We start from the raw sequence: 15,249 nt of genomic DNA, 5'->3' as shown, positions 1-15,249 counted from the left end.
CGATCGGCCGGCCCACCGTTCTGATCGTCGTGAGGCGAACACCGACCGCTCGACTTAGGCCAGAATGCACTGTGACCATCGGACTCATCTGCGCCATCCCGCAGGAGCTTGCCGCCCTCCAGAGCGCCCTGACTGAGACGCACTCCGAAGCGGTGGCCCACACGCGATTCGTCACCGGGGTGCTCGACGGTCACGACGTCGTGCTCGCCGGGTCCGGCATGGGCAAGGTCAACGCCGCGATCGTCAGCACGCTGCTGGCCGACCGATTCGGTTGCAGCACAATCGTTTTCTCCGGCGTGGCGGGTGGTCTCGATCCCGCGCTGTCGATCGGCGACGTGGTCGTGGCGGACCAGATCGTCCAGCACGACGCCGGTGTGCTGGAGAACCAACAGGTCCGAACCTACCAGCCGGGCCACGCACCGATCATCAACCCGTCCGACCGGCTCGGCTACCCGGTTGATCCGGAACTGCTCGCCCGGGTCAAGGAACGACTCGCCGGGTTCCCGCTACCGGGCCAAATCGTCTACGGCACAGTCCTTACCGGTGACCAGTACCTGAACTGCGACAGCACACGGCAGCGGCTGCTCGCCGAACACGGCGGCCGGGCCATCGAAAAGGAAGGCGGCTCCGTCGCACAGGTCTGCGAGGCGTTCGGTCTCCCCTGGCTCGTCATCCGCGCGCTATCCGACCTCGCCGGTGGCAATGCGTTGTTCGACTTCACCGAATTCGTCGAACAGGCGTCGGCGACGTCGGCGAGCATTCTGCGACACCTGCTGCCCGTGCTGTGACCGCCGGGCGCTGGCGCACTAAGAATTGGCCGCGCGACTACCACTTCTCGTAGACGCCACGAGGCCGACGACAGCCAGGACCGCGAACGTCACGAACATCCAGCGCGCCGCCGTTGCATCCCCGCGGTCGGTGGCATTGACCACGATGCCCGCCAGTCCGGCCCCGAACGCTCCAAAGATCAGCTGCACGGTGTTGATGGCCGCCGCCGCGCGGCCGCCCTCGCTCACATCGTCGACGCAGCCCATCGCCCACGCCGACAGATGCGGCCACGCCATGCCGACCCCGGTGCCCGTGAGCGCCAGCGCGACCACCCAGACCGCGATCACCAAGCCCGGCGCGTCCTCGACCTGAGTGACCGCCGCCAGCGCCAACCCGGCAGCCATCACCAGCGGCGCCACCGCGACGATGCGCACGACGACCTTCGTCCTGGTCACCGATGCGCTCACGATCTCGCTCAGCGTCCAGCCGACAGCCAAAGCCACCCCGAGAAACCCCGCCGCCACCGGCGCCAGATGCGCGAGCCGCTGGCCGAAGAACGGCACGTAAAGGTCGACCATCGTGGCGGCCATCAGCATGCCAAGGGTGAGGTAGATCCACTTGAGCGGGCCGGGCCGAAAAGCCGTGGGCGGCAGCACCGCTGCGCTCACACGGCGGTCGACGATCAAAAACACCGCGACCAGCCCCGCGCCCACCCCGACCAGGGCAACGGTCCAGAGCATGTTGCGAGGGACACCCGCGATGCTGATCGCCAGCGCCGCCGCGCCGAGCAGCAGCAGCGACCACACCGGTATCCGGTCACGCACCGCCGGGGCATCGGTGCGGGCGGGCAACGCGAACGGCACCAGCACGGCGATGGCTACGGCCAGCACGACCAGCACACCGAATGCCCAACGCCACGAACCGTATTGGGCGAACAGACCCCCTGCCGCGGGGCCGAGTAGGGTGCCGACGCCCCACATCGCCGAGACAAGGGCCGACGCTTTGGTCCACAACGACTGCGGCAGAGTGGAATTGATGACCGCGTAGCCGAGCCCCGCGAGCAGCCCGCCCGCCGCGCCCTGCACCACGCGGCCGACCAACAGCAGTTCCATCGTCGGCGCCAGGGCGCAGAACAGGCTGCCGAGCCCGAACACGCCGAGCCCGGACAGGTACGCCCAGCGAGGCCCGACCCGTGCGAGCAGGGCACTCACAGTCGTCGCCGCCACCACCGATGCCACCAGGTACACCGTGGTGACCCACACGTAGAGGCGTTGGCCGCCGATCTCGGCGACCGTGCTCGGAAGCAGGCTGATGGTGAGGAACTCATTGGTGGCGTACAACGCAACACCACCGGCCAACACTGTCGAGGCTCCGAGGTACTTCGGGCCCAACAATTCACGCCAGCCGCCGGCGGCTTTCGTTGCGGATACGGTCACGCCGCTCACGCTAAGAGCTCAACCGCGGTTGAGGTCAAGTTATTCCAACACGCGGTCTCCGGACCGCGAAAGTCCCTGGTTGACGCTAGGTTGCAACATATGTTGCGAGCTTTGGCATGCGTTCTCGTCGCTGTCCTGATGGCCGGCTGCAGTCAGAACGGCGACGCCCGAACTGAGCCCGATCCCGTCGCCCCGGATTCCACCGGCACCGTCGGCATCCGACAGGTCGAGTTCGTCGACCGCGGCACGGAGGGGACAGAACGCCATCTGGCTTTGAACGTCTTCTATCCCGCCGAGGCCGCTCCGGCCGACGCCGAGCCGTTCCCGATGCCGTTCTACACCGATGTGACGGTATATCCCGACCTGGCGCCCGCGGACAACGAACGTCACCCGTTGATCCTGTTCTCGCACGGGCGGGGCAGCAACGGGTTGATGTATGCGTGGTTCGCACAGGAACTGGCCAGCCGCGGCTACATCGTCGCCGCGCTGAACCACTACCGCGCGAACACCTATGACTCGTCGATCGTCTACCTCGCCAACAAGCTGTGGCAGCGACCTAAGGACCTGACGCTCACCGCGAATTTCCTTGTCGGCGACGCCTTTTGGGGGACGTTGATCGACGAGGATCGAATCGGGGTATCCGGACATTCGCAAGGCGGGTTCACCTCGCTGTGGATCGGCGGAGCCCGGGTCAACGCCGAGAAGTATCTGGACTTCCAGCGCGGATGGAAGAACAACCGGGCGGTGCCCCAACATCTACGCGATCAACTACCGCTCGACGCCGCTCCCGCGCTCGACGTCGCGGATCCGCGGATCAAGGCGGTCTTCGCCATGGCGCCGGGGATCATCCAGGCGTTCGGGATGGACAAGGCCGGGCTGCACGAACTGAAGTTGCCGACCTATCTCATCGTCGGCGCCCGCGACACCCAGACGCCGCCGGACGAGAACGCCGAATTCGCGGCGCAGAACGTTCCCGGATCTGAGCTGAACATCCTGCCCGGCGACGTCGACCACGAGATCTTCACCAACGAGTGCAACCAGATCGGTCGCGACGAGTTCCCCGAAGCCTGCATCGACGCACCGGGTGTCGACCGGACGGCCCTGCACCGCGAGATCGCCGACGCCGCAAGCCGCTTCTTCGACAGCCACCTGCGCGGCTGACTACTTCAGGCCCGCGGCGTCCATCCCGCGCAGTTCCTTCTTCAGGTCGTGGATCTCGTCGCGGATCCGTGCCGCCAACTCGAACTGCAGATCGCGGGCCGCGGCCATCATCTGCTCGGTCAGATCCTTGATCAGGTCGGCCAACTCGGCGCGAGGCATGTTCGTGGTGTCGCGGCCCTCGATGATTCCCGCGCTGACGGCACGGCCCGGCTCACCCTGGGCGCGGCGGCCACGCGACGCGTTGCGGCCCGAGCCGCCGACCTCGACGTCGTCGGCCTCCCGGTACACCTGGTCGAGAATGTCGGCGATCTTCTTGCGCAACGGCTTTGGATCGATGCCGTGTTCCTTGTTGTAGGCGATCTGCTTGGCCCGCCGCCGGTCGGTCTCGTCGATGGCTTCCTTCATCGAGTCGGTGATCTTGTCGGCGTACATGTGCACCTCGCCTGACACGTTTCGCGCGGCACGGCCGATGGTCTGGATCAGGCTTCGGGGTGACCGCAGGAAGCCTTCCTTGTCGGCGTCGAGGATCGCGACCAACGACACCTCCGGCAGGTCGAGGCCCTCCCGCAGCAGGTTGATGCCGACGAGGACGTCGTAGTCACCGAGCCGCAGCTGCCGCAGCAGCTCGACGCGGCGCAGCGTGTCGACCTCGGAGTGCAGATAGCGCACCCGGATACCCATCTCGAGCAGGTAATCGGTCAGGTCCTCGGCCATCTTCTTGGTCAGGGTGGTGACCAGCACGCGTTCGTCGCGCTCGGCGCGGATGCGGATCTCCCCGATCAGATCGTCGATCTGGCCCTTGGTCGGTTTCACGACGACCTTCGGGTCGACCAGGCCGGTCGGGCGAATCACCTGCTCGACGAACTCGCCCGCGGACTGGCTCAGCTCGTAGGGCCCGGGCGTGGCCGACAGGTACACCGTCTGCCCGATCCGGTCGGCGAACTCCTCCCACGTCAGCGGCCGGTTGTCGATCGCCGACGGCAACCGGAACCCGAAGTCGACCAGGTTTCGCTTGCGGGAGATGTCGCCCTCGTACATGCCGCCGATCTGCGGGACCGTCACGTGCGACTCGTCGATGACCAACAAGAAGTCGTCCGGGAAGTAGTCCAGCAGCGTGGCGGGTGCCGAGCCGGCAGGCCTGCCGTCGATGTGCCGCGAGTAGTTCTCGATGCCCGAGCAGAACCCGACCTGGCGCATCATCTCGATGTCGTAGTTGGTGCGCATCCGCAGCCGCTGCGCCTCCAGCAGCTTGCCCTGACCCTCCAGCTCCGCCAGCCGCTCCTCGAGTTCCTGCTCGATGGTGGAGATCGCGTGGGCCATCCGCTCAGGTCCCGCGACGTAGTGGGTGGCCGGGAAGATCCGCAGCGAGTCGACCTTGCGGACCACGTCACCCGTCAGGGGGTGCAGGTAGTACAGCTCCTCGACTTCGTCGCCGAAGAACTCGATGCGCACCGCCAGTTCCTCGTATGACGGGATGATCTCGACGGTGTCGCCCCTGACGCGGAACGACCCGCGGGTGAACGCCATGTCGTTGCGGGTGTACTGCACGTCGACCAGGAGCCGCAGCAACGCGTCACGCGGGACCTCTTGACCGACCTTCAGCTCCACCGACCGGTCCAGGTACGACTGCGGGGTGCCCAGACCGTAGATGCAGGACACCGACGCGACCACCACGACATCACGCCGGGACAGCAGGCTGGACGTCGCCGAGTGCCGCAGCCGCTCCACGTCGTCGTTGATCGAGCTGTCTTTCTCGATGTAGGTGTCGGTCTGCGCGATGTACGCCTCGGGCTGGTAGTAGTCGTAATACGAGACGAAGTACTCAACGGCGTTGTGCGGCAACATCTCCCGTAGCTCGTTCGCCATCTGCGCGGCGAGCGTCTTGTTGGGTTCCATCACCAGCGTCGGCCGCTGTACCCGTTCGATGAGCCACGCCGTCGTCGCCGACTTACCGGTACCGGTGGCGCCGAGCAGCACCACGTCGTGCTCCCCCGCCTTGATCCGGCGCTCGAGCTCGTCGATGGCGGCCGGCTGGTCACCGGCCGGCTCGTACGGGCTGACCACCTCGAACCGGCCCCCGGAGCGCACGATCGAGTCGACAGGGCGGTACTCCGAGTGCGCCAGGACGGGATGTTCGGTAGCGAAAGCCATATTCACCAGGGTAGAACCCCGCACCGACATGTTCTGTTCCACAGCCCCGAGCGACGTAGGCTGTCCTCATTCATCCGCCCAAGCACGAGACATTCGACCTGCTGGCCCGCACCAATACCGATCCGAAGGGCATTGTGCGGGCCGTGGACGTCTACACCGTCCAGCCGTGGGGTCTGTACATGGCCCGGCCAGCGCCCGGCCGGGCTCAGTTCCATTACCTGGAGTCGTGGCTGCTGCCCGAGCTGAGCCTGCGGGTCACCGTGTTCCACTTCAACCCCGGCCATGAACGCGACCAGGACTTCTACCTCGACGTCGGCCGGTACACACCCGGCGAAACGGTGTGGCAGTCAGAGGATCACTACCTCGACCTGGTGGTGCGCAACGGGATCGGGGTCGAGCTGGCCGACGTCGACGAGCTGCTAACCGCCGTCCGGCACCGGTTGCTCAGCCCCGAAACCGGTGAACACGCAGTTCAGACCGCCGTATCGACCATCGAGGGACTGTCCCGGCACGACTACGACCTCGACCGTTGGCTCGCCGGTCACGGTGTGGTTCTGACCTGGCGGGATGCGACGTAACGCCTGCTCGATCTTGATCGATGACCAGGTGATGACTACTCATGCTGACGACGACTCCGTCGTTCTGACGTGGGCAAAGCCGGTAAAGTCGGCTCTCATGAGTTCTACCAAGCGCCGGTGGCTTGCTCTCGCCGCCGTCGCCGCCGTCGGCGCGGGCTCACTGTGGTCGCCAGCGTCCGCACTCGCGCAGCCCGGCAGCGAAACCGAGGTGCCGCCGACCCCCGCCGCCTCCGAGGATCCCCCGCAGGTGCTGCACAACGTGATCTACCGCGCGCGGGCCGACGGCACGTCGCGTGACGCGGTGGTTGCCTACAAGCAGGACGATCACAACGTCAACAGCGCGACGCCGACGATGCTGCCCGGCCAGACCTTCGAGGTGAACACCGTTCTCGACGATCCCAAGCTGGCGGGGATGGAGCTGTCCATCGGGTGGCCCTACGGATCGAACCTGCATTGCGAGATCCTGGTCGACGATCAGATCGTCGCTCAGGCCGACCAGTTCATCGCGCCGCGGTTGTTCCGCGTCAAGGACGATCCGCTGTACGGCACCCTGCAATGCGGCGCCCCGCTGAACATCCCGAATCCGGTTGCTCCGGCACCCGACTCCGCACCTGCCGAACCGTCCACCGCGGCTTCCGAAGCGGCGGCGACGCAACCGGCCGCCTAATCTCTAGGGCCGCCACCCGGTGGTGTCCGCCCACTCCCACGCCCGCCGGTAGGCGTCGAGGAACCACGGCTCCTTGGCATCGGCGTACGCCCCGGTGTTGACGTGCCCCTGCGCCGCCACCCGCCGTTTCAGCGCGACGTAGTCGGCCTGCGCCGACGGGTTGGCCCGCAACCAGTCGACGAACAGCAGCGCGAACTGCTGTCCCGGCCATCCGTCGACCCGAAGATGGACATGGGTCGGCCGACCGGGGTCGGCTGAGCAGTGCAGTCGCTTGTGCCACAACGCTTCATCGTTGGTGTGATCGAACGCGGCGACGGTGCTGCGGGCATCGGGCTTACCCACATCCGCGGTGATTGGCGTGTGCACGTAGCCCGCGTTGACCAGTGCCTCGGACAGCTCGTCGGCCACCTCGAGCGAGGCGACCGTCACCTGCATGTCGATCACGTCCTTGGCGTCCACCCCGGGAACCGCCGTGGACCCGATGTGGTCGATGCGCACGGCGCGGTGACCGCACGCGGTGTTGAGCCGGGCGGTGATCCGGCGCGCCTGGTCGGGCCACGACGGGTCGCTGGGCACGAGCACCGGCTCGGTGTGCGCGGGCTGCCCGTGGTCCAGGTTGTGGGCGAACGGCAGGATGCGCTGATGCCATAGCTCCCTGGCCTTGCCGATGAGGTCGGCTGTGCTGCCCGAGTTGTCCAGCCACACGTCGGCCACGGCGCGGCGCTGCTCCTCGGTGGCCTGCGCCGCGATCCGGGCCCTGGCATCCTCCTCGGTGAAGCCGCGATGCTCGATCAGCCGCTTCACCCTGACGTCCTCGTCGGCGTGGACGATCACGACCAAGGGGAACATGGGAGCCATCCCAGACTCGACAAGCAACGGAATGTCCTCAACGATCACGGCGTCCTCGGCCGCGGCGGCGATCAGTTCCGACCGGCGGTGCGCGACCAGCGGATGCACGATGCCGTTCAGCAGCTGTCGTTTCTCCTCGTCGCTGAAGGCGATGGCCGCCAGCGCGGGCCGGTTCAGCGCTCCGGCCATCGGCCCGCTGTCGTGCAGGATGTCGTGCCCGAATGCGTCGACGAGCTTGGCCAACCCCTCGGTCCCCGGTTCGACAACCTCCCGGGCGATGACATCACCGTCGACGACGATCCCGCCGAGCTCACTGAACGTCGCGGACACCGTCGATTTTCCGGCGCCGATACCGCCGGACAGGCCTATACGCAGCACCGCACCAGTTTGTCAGTACCCGAAAACAACGAACGCCCCAGCTCTATCGAGCCGGGGCGCACGTTGTGTTCTGAAGGATCAGGCGTTCCCTGCGAGCTTCTCCCGCAGCGCCGCCAGTTGGGCGTCGCTGGCCAGCGAACCACCCGCCGCGGGCTCCTCCTCGGAGCGCGACGAACCGTTGGCCGACGCCGGCTTCGCGGCCTCGGCCGCTTCGGCTGCGGCGAACTTCTCCATCTGCGCGGTGTGCATCTTGTGCCTGCGCTCCGCCTCGGCGTAGCGCGACTCCCACTCCTCGCGCTGCTTCTCGAAGCCCTCGAGCCATTCGTTGGTCTCGGGATCGAAGCCCTCGGGGAAGATGTAGTTGCCCTGCTCGTCGTAGCTGTCGGCCATGCCGTACTTCGACGGGTCGAACTCCTCGGTGTAGTCCTCGTTGGCCTGCTTGAGGCTCAGCGAGATACGGCGACGCTCCAGGTCGATGTCGATGACCTTGACCATCGCGTCGTCGCCGACCTGGACCACCTGGTCCGGGACCTCGACGTGGCGCTCGGACAACTCGGAGATGTGCACCAGGCCCTCGATGCCCTCCTCGACGCGGACGAACGCACCGAACGGCACCAGCTTGGTGACCTTGCCCGGCACGATCTGGCCGATGGCGTGGGTGCGGGCGAAGTGGCGCCACGGATCTTCCTGAGTCGCCTTGAGCGACAGCGAAACCCGCTCGCGGTCCATGTCGACGTCGAGCACCTCGACGGTGACCTCGTCGCCCACCTGCACGACCTCGGACGGATGATCGATGTGCTTCCAGGACAACTCGGAGACGTGCACCAGGCCGTCGACACCACCGAGATCGACGAACGCGCCGAAGTTGACGATGCTGCTGACGACGCCCTTGCGGATGGCGCCCTTCTGCAGCTGGTTGAGGAACTCGCTGCGCACCTCGGACTGCGTCTGCTCCAGCCAGGCGCGGCGGCTCAGCACCACGTTGTTGCGGTTCTTGTCCAGCTCGATGATCTTGGCCTCGATCTCCTTGCCGATGTACGGCTGCAGATCGCGGACGCGACGCATCTCGACCAACGACGCGGGCAGGAAGCCGCGCAGGCCGATGTCGAGAATCAGGCCGCCCTTGACGACCTCGATGACGGTGCCCTTGACGGCCTCGTCCTTCTCTTTGAGCTCTTCGATGGTGCCCCAGGCCCGCTCGTACTGAGCGCGCTTCTTGGACAGGATCAGGCGGCCTTCCTTGTCCTCCTTGGTGAGGACCAGAGCTTCGACCTCATCGCCCACGGAGACGACCTCGTTGGGGTCGACGTCGTGCTTGATGGAGAGCTCACGGGAAGGGATGACGCCTTCGGTTTTGTAACCGATGTCGAGCAGGACTTCGTCACGGTCAACCTTGACGATGGTTCCCTCGACGATGTCGCCATCGTTGAAGTATTTGATGGTTTTGTCGATGGCGGCGAGAAAGTCCTCGGCCGAGCCGATGTCGTTGACGGCTACTTGCGGCGAGGTGACGGAGGGACTTGGCATGTGGTGGGTTGCTCCGGACAGGTTGGGTCGTAGGGACAGTTGTTAAGGGTGTTACCCGCCATAGACCTATAGAAAAACCACAGACAGGTACCCGTAGAGGTTACTCGACTGGGTACATGCAGGACAAACTCGGTCCCAGTAGCAGCGCAACCCACCCCTTCCTTGATTACCCTGCCTAGGTGGCATACGCCGGTCCTCCGCCTCAGTCATGGCCCACTCACCCACCTTTTCAGCGCAAGATCCGCAAAGTCGGCGCGCCGTTGGGTGTGCTCATCCTGCTGGGCGTCATCGCGGGGCTGATCGTCATCGGCCTGACCGCGCTCAACCCGGTCGGCGCCTCGGTCGGGTTCGTGCTGTCCGGGGTGGCGATGGCCGTGGTCGTGTTCGCCTACATCTGGCTAGACCGGTGGGAACCCGAACCGCCTCGACTGCTGATCTTCGCGTTCCTGTGGGGCGCGTCGGTCGCGGTGATCCTGTCCGTGATCATCGGTCTGGTCCTTGAGTCGATGCTCGCCGGGGGTGTGTCGGAGGACGTGAGCTGGGTGTCCGTCGCGGTCGGCGCACCCGTCGTCGAGGAAGCCGCCAAGGGGGCGTTCCTGCTGCTCATGATGACGGGGCGGCGGCGCCACGAACTCAATTCACTGACCGACTGCCTGGTGTACGCCGGCCTGGTCGGCGCCGGTTTCGCCTGGTTGGAGGACATTCTCTACATCGCCGACGGCACGTCGCTGGGCGACTCGCTGCTGACGGCCGCCGTCCGGCTGATCATGGGACCGTTCGCCCACTCGCTGTTCACGACGATGTTCGGCATCGGTGTCTGGTTCGCCCTGCACAAGCGCAGCTCGCTGGCGAAGGCCGGCTGCATCCTGCTGGGCTACCTGGCCGCGGTGATCATGCACGCGCTGTGGAACGGGTCGTCGCTGATCGGACCCGAGACGTATTTCGCGGTGTACTTCTTCTGGATGGTGCCGGTGTTCGTGTTCGCGATCATCCTCGCCGTTCAGAGCCGCAGGAAAGAGCAGCGGATCGTCGCCGAGAAACTGCCGGGCATGGTGGCCGCCCAGCTCGTGACCCCGAGCGAGGCGACGTGGCTGAATTCGATCCGCAACCGCAAGCTCGCGATCGCACACGCCCACCGCATCGGCGGGAAACCGGCCCGCAAGGCGGTCGAGAACTTCGCCGCCCAGGTGGTCGAGCTGGCGTTCGTCCGCGACCGCATCGATCGCGGGTTCGGAGACGAGCGGGTCTACGCCATGCAGACCGAGGAGGCCTACGCGGTGCACGCCGCCCGCATGTCCGCGCCCGCCCTGGCCGGGCTTGCCGGGTTTCACGCGCCGCCGGTCCGATAAATCGTTTGGCGGCTCGGAGATACTGCTCGCATGCAGGTGCAGCATCTGATCGACGTCATGCCCGCGTTCCTGGTCGCGTGCGTGATACTCGCCGCCCTGCCGGGGCCTGCGACCGCGTTGTTCCTGCACCGCTCGATCCGTGACGGCCGTGCGGCCGGTCTGGCCGCGGTGGTCGGCAACGAGATCGGGATCTTCGGCTGGACGCTGGCCGGCGGCGCGGGACTGTCGATGCTGCTGATGGCCAACCGCGCTCTCTCGCTGGTGCTGCACGTCGTCGGCGCGGCGATCCTGATCTGGCTCGGCATCAGCGCGTGGCGCAACGCGAAGCATCCCGCCGAAATCACGGTGACGCTGCCACCCCGGGGCAGAACCCCTGCGGCCGCCTTCCGTGCGGCGCTGCTGTCCATCGCCGCCAACCCGAAGGCGGCGGCGTTCGGCATCGTGGTGCTCCCCCAGTTCCTGCCGTCCAGCGGCCCGCTGATTCCCACGCTGCTGGCGCTGGCGGTCATTCAACTGGTAATTGACACCGCGTGGTGTGCGGGTGTGGTGCTTGCGGCATCGCGTGCACGAGAAGTGTTGAGCCGCACACACATTCGTCGGCGCATCGAACGCGTCATGGGCGCCGTGTTGATGGCACTGGGACTGGGACTGGCCGCCGACGCGCGCTGACTAGTGGGCCGCGGCGTCCCAGCTGCGGCCGTACCCCACGGAGACCTCCAGCGGCACGTCGAGCGGGTACGCGTTGCCCATCTTGTCGCGGACCAGCTTCTCGAGCGTGTCCCGCTCGCCCTCGGCGACCTCGAAGAGCAGCTCGTCGTGCACCTGGAGCAGCATCCGCGATTTCAGACCCGCCTCTTTGAGCGCCGCATCCACGTTGATCATCGCCATCTTGATGATGTCGGCTGCGCTGCCCTGGATCGGCGCGTTGAGTGCGGCCCGCTCGGCGGCCTCGCGCACGTTGCGGTTGCTGCTGTCCAGCTCCGGCAGGTAGCGGCGCCTGCCGAACACCGTCGACGTGTAACCGTCCTTGCGCGCCTGGTCGACCACGTCGCGCAGATAGTCCCGCACCCCGCCGAACCGGTCGAAGTACTGCTCCATTTGCACCTTGGCTTCCTCGGTGGAGATCTTCAGCTGGGCGGCCAGTCCGTACGCGGAGAGTCCGTACGCCAACCCGTACGACATCGCCTTCACACGACGCCGCAGCTCCGGGGTGACTTCGTCGATCGGCACGCTGAATGCCCGCGACGCCACGAACGAGTGCAGGTCCTCGCCGGTGTTGAACGCTTCGATCAGGCCCTCGTCCCGGGAGAGATGCGCCATGATCCGCATCTCGATCTGGCTGTAGTCGGCCGTCATGAGTTCGGAGTAGCCCTCGCCGACCACGAACGCGTCGCGGATGCGCCTGCCGGCCTCGGTGCGGATCGGGATGTTCTGCAGGTTGGGCTCGGTCGACGAGAGCCTGCCCGTCGCGGCGATGGTCTGGTTGAACGTGGTGTGGATGCGGCCGTCGGAGGCCACCGAGTTCAGCAGGCCGTCGACGGTGACCTTGAGCCGGGTGGCATCGCGGTGGGCGAGCAGGTGCTGCAGGAACGGGTGTCCGGTCTTGTCGAACAGCGACTGCAGCGCATCGGCGTCCGTGGTGTAGCCGGTCTTGGTGCGCTTGGTCTTTGGCATCTCTAGTTCGTCGAACAGCACGACCTGCAGCTGCTTGGGTGAGCCGAGGTTGATCTGCTTGCCGATCACGCTGAACGCCGACTCGGCGGCATCGCGAATCTGATCGGCGAACTCGCTCTGCAGCTCCGAGAGCAGGTCCAGGTCGACGGCGATGCCTGCGGTCTCCATTTCGGCCAGCGCCCGCTGCACGGGCAGCTCCATGTTGTTCAGCAGCGGCAACGAGTCGATGCGTGCCAGCTCTTCGTCGAGCGCGTCGGCGAGGTCCATCACGGCACTGGCGCGCAGGATGACCGTCTGGACCGCCTGGTCGTCGATGCCCTCACCGTCGTCGAGCAGCGAAAGTTGTTGCTGCTCAGGGTTATCCGCACGGAGCTCGCGTTTCAGGTACCGCAACGACAGGTCGTCGAGCGCGAAGCTGCGCTGGCCGGGACGCACCAGGTAGGCGGCCAGGGCGGTGTCGGAGGTGACACCGGCGAGCTCCCAGCCGCGCCCTTCGAGGTCGTGCATCGCGAGCTTGGCCTCGTGCAGCGCCTTCGGCTGCTCCGGGTCGGCCAGCCACTTCGCGAGTGCGGCCTCGTCGTCGGGGTGCAGGGCCGCAGTGTCGATGTAGCGGCCATCGCCGTCGGCGGCGACGATCGCCAACGCGGTGGCGTCGGCGTCGAACGCCAAATGCGTACCGACGACGGCCATCCCGAACCGCTTGCCCGATCCGTGTTCGGCCAACCAGCCGGCCAGCTCGCCCTCGACCAGGGCGCCGCCGCGGACGTCGAAGCCCTGATCCACCTCGGGGTCGGCGGATGCCAGCGTGTCGAACAGCCGGTCGCGCAGCACGCGGAATTCGAGGTCGTCGAAGAGTTGGTGGATCTGCTCGCGGTTCCACGGCAGCATCCGCAGCGTGTCGGGCGTCTGCGCCAGCGGCACGTCCTTTACCAGATCGGTGAGTTCACGGTTGAGCACGACGCTGGACAGGTTGGCGCGCAGCGCGTCGCCGACCTTGCCCTTCACCGTGTCCACCTGGTCGACGAGCGCCTGCAACGACCCGTACTCGGCGATCCATTTGGTGGCCGTCTTCTCCCCCACACCCGGGATGCCGGGCAGGTTGTCGCTCGGGTCGCCGCGCAGCGCCGCGAAGTCGGGGTACTGCTGCGGGGTGAGCCCGTACTTCTCCAGCACGGCTTCGGGCGTGAACCGGGTCAGCTCGCTGACCCCCTTGCGAGGGTAGAGCACCGTGACGTCGTCACTGACCAACTGCAGGGAGTCCCGGTCGCCGGTGACCACCAACACCCGGTAGCCCTCGTTCTCGGCCTGCGTCGCCAGCGTGGCGATGACGTCGTCGGCCTCATAGCCGGGCTCGGCCAGCACCGTGATGCCGAGCGCGTTCAGCACCTCCTTGGTGATGTCGATCTGCCCGCGAAACTCGTCGGGCGTGGCCGAACGGCCCGCCTTGTACTCCGGGTACTTCTCGAGCCGGAACGTCTGCCGGGATACGTCAAATGCCGCCGCGATATGAGTCGGCTGCTCGTCGCGCAACAGGTTGATCAGCATCGCGGTGAACCCGTAGACCGCGTTGGTGGTCAGCCCACCCTGGGTCTTGAAGTTCTCGGCGGGCAGCGCGTAGAACGCCCGAAACGCCAACGAATTGCCGTCCAGCAGCATCAATGTCGGCTTTTCGGTCGCCTTCTCGGTCGTTGCGCTCGCGGTCACGGCCCTACTCTATGCACGGCCGCTGACACGCGCTGTAGCCGCCGAGCACTAAATCGGACGTGCCCCGGGCGCCCCGGAACCCGGGACGGCACCCGGCGGCGGTGGACCCAGCTGACCGGTACGGATCCAGTCGATCGCCATATCCACCGGATTCTGCGGATCGACGTACACCGCGAGGGTCATGCCCGGTTGCATCCGTGCGACGTGCATATCGGCCACGACCTCATCGAAGACCGCACCGTAGGCGGGAGCGCCGTCCTCCCGCTGCACCCGCACCTGCAGCCGCAGCACCGGCGACATGTTGAGGTAGGACCCGACCTGCCACACACCTTCGACGGTGACGGTGGCGGGCAGGCCGCCACCGTTCGTCAGCTGCGAGTGCCGCATCATCTTCATGCCGATCTCGCTGGCATCGGCCGCTTCATGGATGCGGTTGGGAATGTCCCCGATCTGGCCGAAGAACGACGACGGGCGGCCCTGCGATTCCAAGTACTGCTTGTTGGCGCCGTACATTCGCGCCCAGTCCTTGAACGGGTTGGGCATCCGGATCAGCCCCGATCAGTAGCCGAGGAACTTGCGGAACTGCTGGCCGACGGCCATCGACTGGCCCATCCGCTGCACCCATCCGTCGAGCGCGGCCTTGGTGTCGGCGGGATCCCACCCGCGCTCCTGGGCGAGGGTGATCATGCCGGCCTCGTCGTTGATGCCCCTGGCCTGCGCGTCGCGGGCCAGCTCGGCGTAGTCCTGAAGCGAGATGCCGTTGATGGGCTGCCAGATCGGATCGTCATTGGCGACCGAACGGGTCGACGGCCCACCCATAAAGGAGGGATCGATCATGCCTCCGGCGCCCTTCACATGCACCCGGCCGTCGTTCTGCGGCGGAGCGAATGCCTGGCTGGCCTGCTGCGCGGCTTGCTTCGCCTTGTCGAAAAACCCCATCGCTGTCTCCAGATCTCTCGGGCGTCCGCCCCGTTGGCGTCGCCGGTGCTGATCAGTACAGACCGTGG

General features: G+C 66.5%; 13 protein-coding genes. 6 read left to right on the top strand and 7 right to left on the bottom strand.

Translation table 11 applies throughout. The features are described 5' to 3' along the window. The first annotated feature begins 71 nt into the window (after positions 1 to 71). A complete protein-coding gene (locus G6N43_RS15430; protein ID WP_083152857.1) occupies positions 72 to 788 on the top strand; it encodes a 5'-methylthioadenosine/adenosylhomocysteine nucleosidase in 717 nt (238 codons plus the stop codon). An 18-nt stretch (positions 789 to 806) separates the two neighbouring features. On the opposite strand, the gene G6N43_RS15425 is transcribed toward G6N43_RS15430, so the two are convergent. Next, complete coding sequence (locus G6N43_RS15425) at positions 807 to 2,204, bottom strand: MFS transporter (RefSeq protein WP_083152945.1); 1,398 nt, start codon at positions 2,202 to 2,204, stop codon at positions 807 to 809. 99 nt (positions 2,205 to 2,303) lie between these two features. Between G6N43_RS15425 and G6N43_RS15420 the strand changes: the two genes are divergently transcribed. Beyond that, the gene (locus tag G6N43_RS15420; protein ID WP_083152858.1) at positions 2,304 to 3,365 is read left to right on the top strand and encodes an alpha/beta hydrolase family protein; all 1,062 of its coding nucleotides are present in this window, start codon (positions 2,304 to 2,306) and stop codon (positions 3,363 to 3,365) included. Here the strand turns inward: G6N43_RS15420 and uvrB are convergent, their stop codons facing one another. Next, a complete protein-coding gene (gene uvrB, locus G6N43_RS15415; protein WP_083152859.1) occupies positions 3,366 to 5,516 on the bottom strand; it encodes an excinuclease ABC subunit UvrB in 2,151 nt (716 codons plus the stop codon). Positions 5,517 to 5,584: 68 nt separating this feature from the next. Here uvrB and G6N43_RS15410 point away from each other — a divergent pair, with 68 nt between their 5' ends. Together G6N43_RS15410 and G6N43_RS15405 are read left to right on the top strand one after the other, a co-directional pair. Further along, positions 5,585 to 6,094 carry a ribonuclease FAU-1 family protein gene (locus G6N43_RS15410; RefSeq protein ID WP_179968037.1) on the top strand — a complete coding sequence of 170 codons (510 nt, stop codon included), beginning with the start codon at positions 5,585 to 5,587 and terminating at the stop codon, positions 6,092 to 6,094. A gap of 97 nt (positions 6,095 to 6,191) precedes the next feature. Next, complete coding sequence (locus G6N43_RS15405; RefSeq protein ID WP_083152946.1) at positions 6,192 to 6,761, top strand: hypothetical protein; 570 nt, start codon at positions 6,192 to 6,194, stop codon at positions 6,759 to 6,761. 3 nt (positions 6,762 to 6,764) lie between these two features. On the opposite strand, the gene coaE is transcribed toward G6N43_RS15405, so the two are convergent. Both coaE and rpsA read right to left on the bottom strand, forming a co-directional pair. Next, complete coding sequence (gene coaE / locus G6N43_RS15400) at positions 6,765 to 7,988, bottom strand: dephospho-CoA kinase (RefSeq protein ID WP_083152861.1); 1,224 nt, start codon at positions 7,986 to 7,988, stop codon at positions 6,765 to 6,767. 78 nt (positions 7,989 to 8,066) lie between these two features. Beyond that, positions 8,067 to 9,515, bottom strand: a complete 1,449-nt coding sequence (gene rpsA, locus G6N43_RS15395) for a 30S ribosomal protein S1 (RefSeq protein WP_083152862.1) — start codon at positions 9,513 to 9,515, stop codon at positions 8,067 to 8,069. Between the two features lie 179 nt (positions 9,516 to 9,694). On the opposite strand from rpsA, the gene G6N43_RS15390 reads away from it, so the two are divergent. Together G6N43_RS15390 and G6N43_RS15385 are read left to right on the top strand one after the other, a co-directional pair. Next, on the top strand, positions 9,695 to 10,864 hold the full coding sequence (locus G6N43_RS15390) for a PrsW family intramembrane metalloprotease (RefSeq protein ID WP_083152863.1): 1,170 nt from the start codon (positions 9,695 to 9,697) through the stop codon (positions 10,862 to 10,864). 30 nt (positions 10,865 to 10,894) lie between these two features. Beyond that, the gene (locus G6N43_RS15385; protein ID WP_083152864.1) at positions 10,895 to 11,533 is read left to right on the top strand and encodes a LysE family translocator; all 639 of its coding nucleotides are present in this window, start codon (positions 10,895 to 10,897) and stop codon (positions 11,531 to 11,533) included. Here the strand turns inward: G6N43_RS15385 and polA are convergent, their stop codons facing one another. From polA to G6N43_RS15370, 3 genes are all read right to left on the bottom strand, one after another. Beyond that, positions 11,534 to 14,194, bottom strand: a complete 2,661-nt coding sequence (polA, locus tag G6N43_RS15380) for a DNA polymerase I (protein ID WP_083152947.1) — start codon at positions 14,192 to 14,194, stop codon at positions 11,534 to 11,536. Between the two features lie 96 nt (positions 14,195 to 14,290). After that, complete coding sequence (locus G6N43_RS15375; RefSeq protein WP_083152865.1) at positions 14,291 to 14,785, bottom strand: hypothetical protein; 495 nt, start codon at positions 14,783 to 14,785, stop codon at positions 14,291 to 14,293. A gap of 15 nt (positions 14,786 to 14,800) precedes the next feature. Next, positions 14,801 to 15,181, bottom strand: a complete 381-nt coding sequence (locus G6N43_RS15370; RefSeq protein WP_083152866.1) for a hypothetical protein — start codon at positions 15,179 to 15,181, stop codon at positions 14,801 to 14,803. Positions 15,182 to 15,249 lie beyond the last annotated feature (68 nt).

The sequence above is a fragment of the Mycolicibacterium moriokaense genome, assembly GCF_010726085.1.
Taxonomy (GTDB): Bacteria; Actinomycetota; Actinomycetes; order Mycobacteriales; family Mycobacteriaceae; genus Mycobacterium; species Mycobacterium moriokaense.
The sequence above is the reverse complement of the archived record's forward strand: the minus strand, read 5'-3'. Positions and strand labels throughout refer to the sequence as shown.

Bases quoted from the DNA above. Each gene is read 5' to 3' on its own strand.
- polA (WP_083152947.1), bottom strand. From the start codon at position 14,194: ATGCTGCTGGACGGCAATTCGTTGGCGTTTCGGGCGTTCTACGCGCTG.
- rpsA (WP_083152862.1), bottom strand. From the start codon at position 9,515: ATGCCAAGTCCCTCCGTCACCTCGCCGCAAGTAGCCGTCAACGACATC.
- G6N43_RS15385 (WP_083152864.1), top strand. From the start codon at position 10,895: ATGCAGGTGCAGCATCTGATCGACGTCATGCCCGCGTTCCTGGTCGCG.
- uvrB (WP_083152859.1), bottom strand. From the start codon at position 5,516: ATGGCTTTCGCTACCGAACATCCCGTCCTGGCGCACTCGGAGTACCGC.
- G6N43_RS15375 (WP_083152865.1), bottom strand. From the start codon at position 14,785: ATGCCCAACCCGTTCAAGGACTGGGCGCGAATGTACGGCGCCAACAAG.
- G6N43_RS15370 (WP_083152866.1), bottom strand. From the start codon at position 15,181: ATGGGGTTTTTCGACAAGGCGAAGCAAGCCGCGCAGCAGGCCAGCCAG.
- G6N43_RS15420 (WP_083152858.1), top strand. From the start codon at position 2,304: ATGTTGCGAGCTTTGGCATGCGTTCTCGTCGCTGTCCTGATGGCCGGC.
- G6N43_RS15405 (WP_083152946.1), top strand. From the start codon at position 6,192: ATGAGTTCTACCAAGCGCCGGTGGCTTGCTCTCGCCGCCGTCGCCGCC.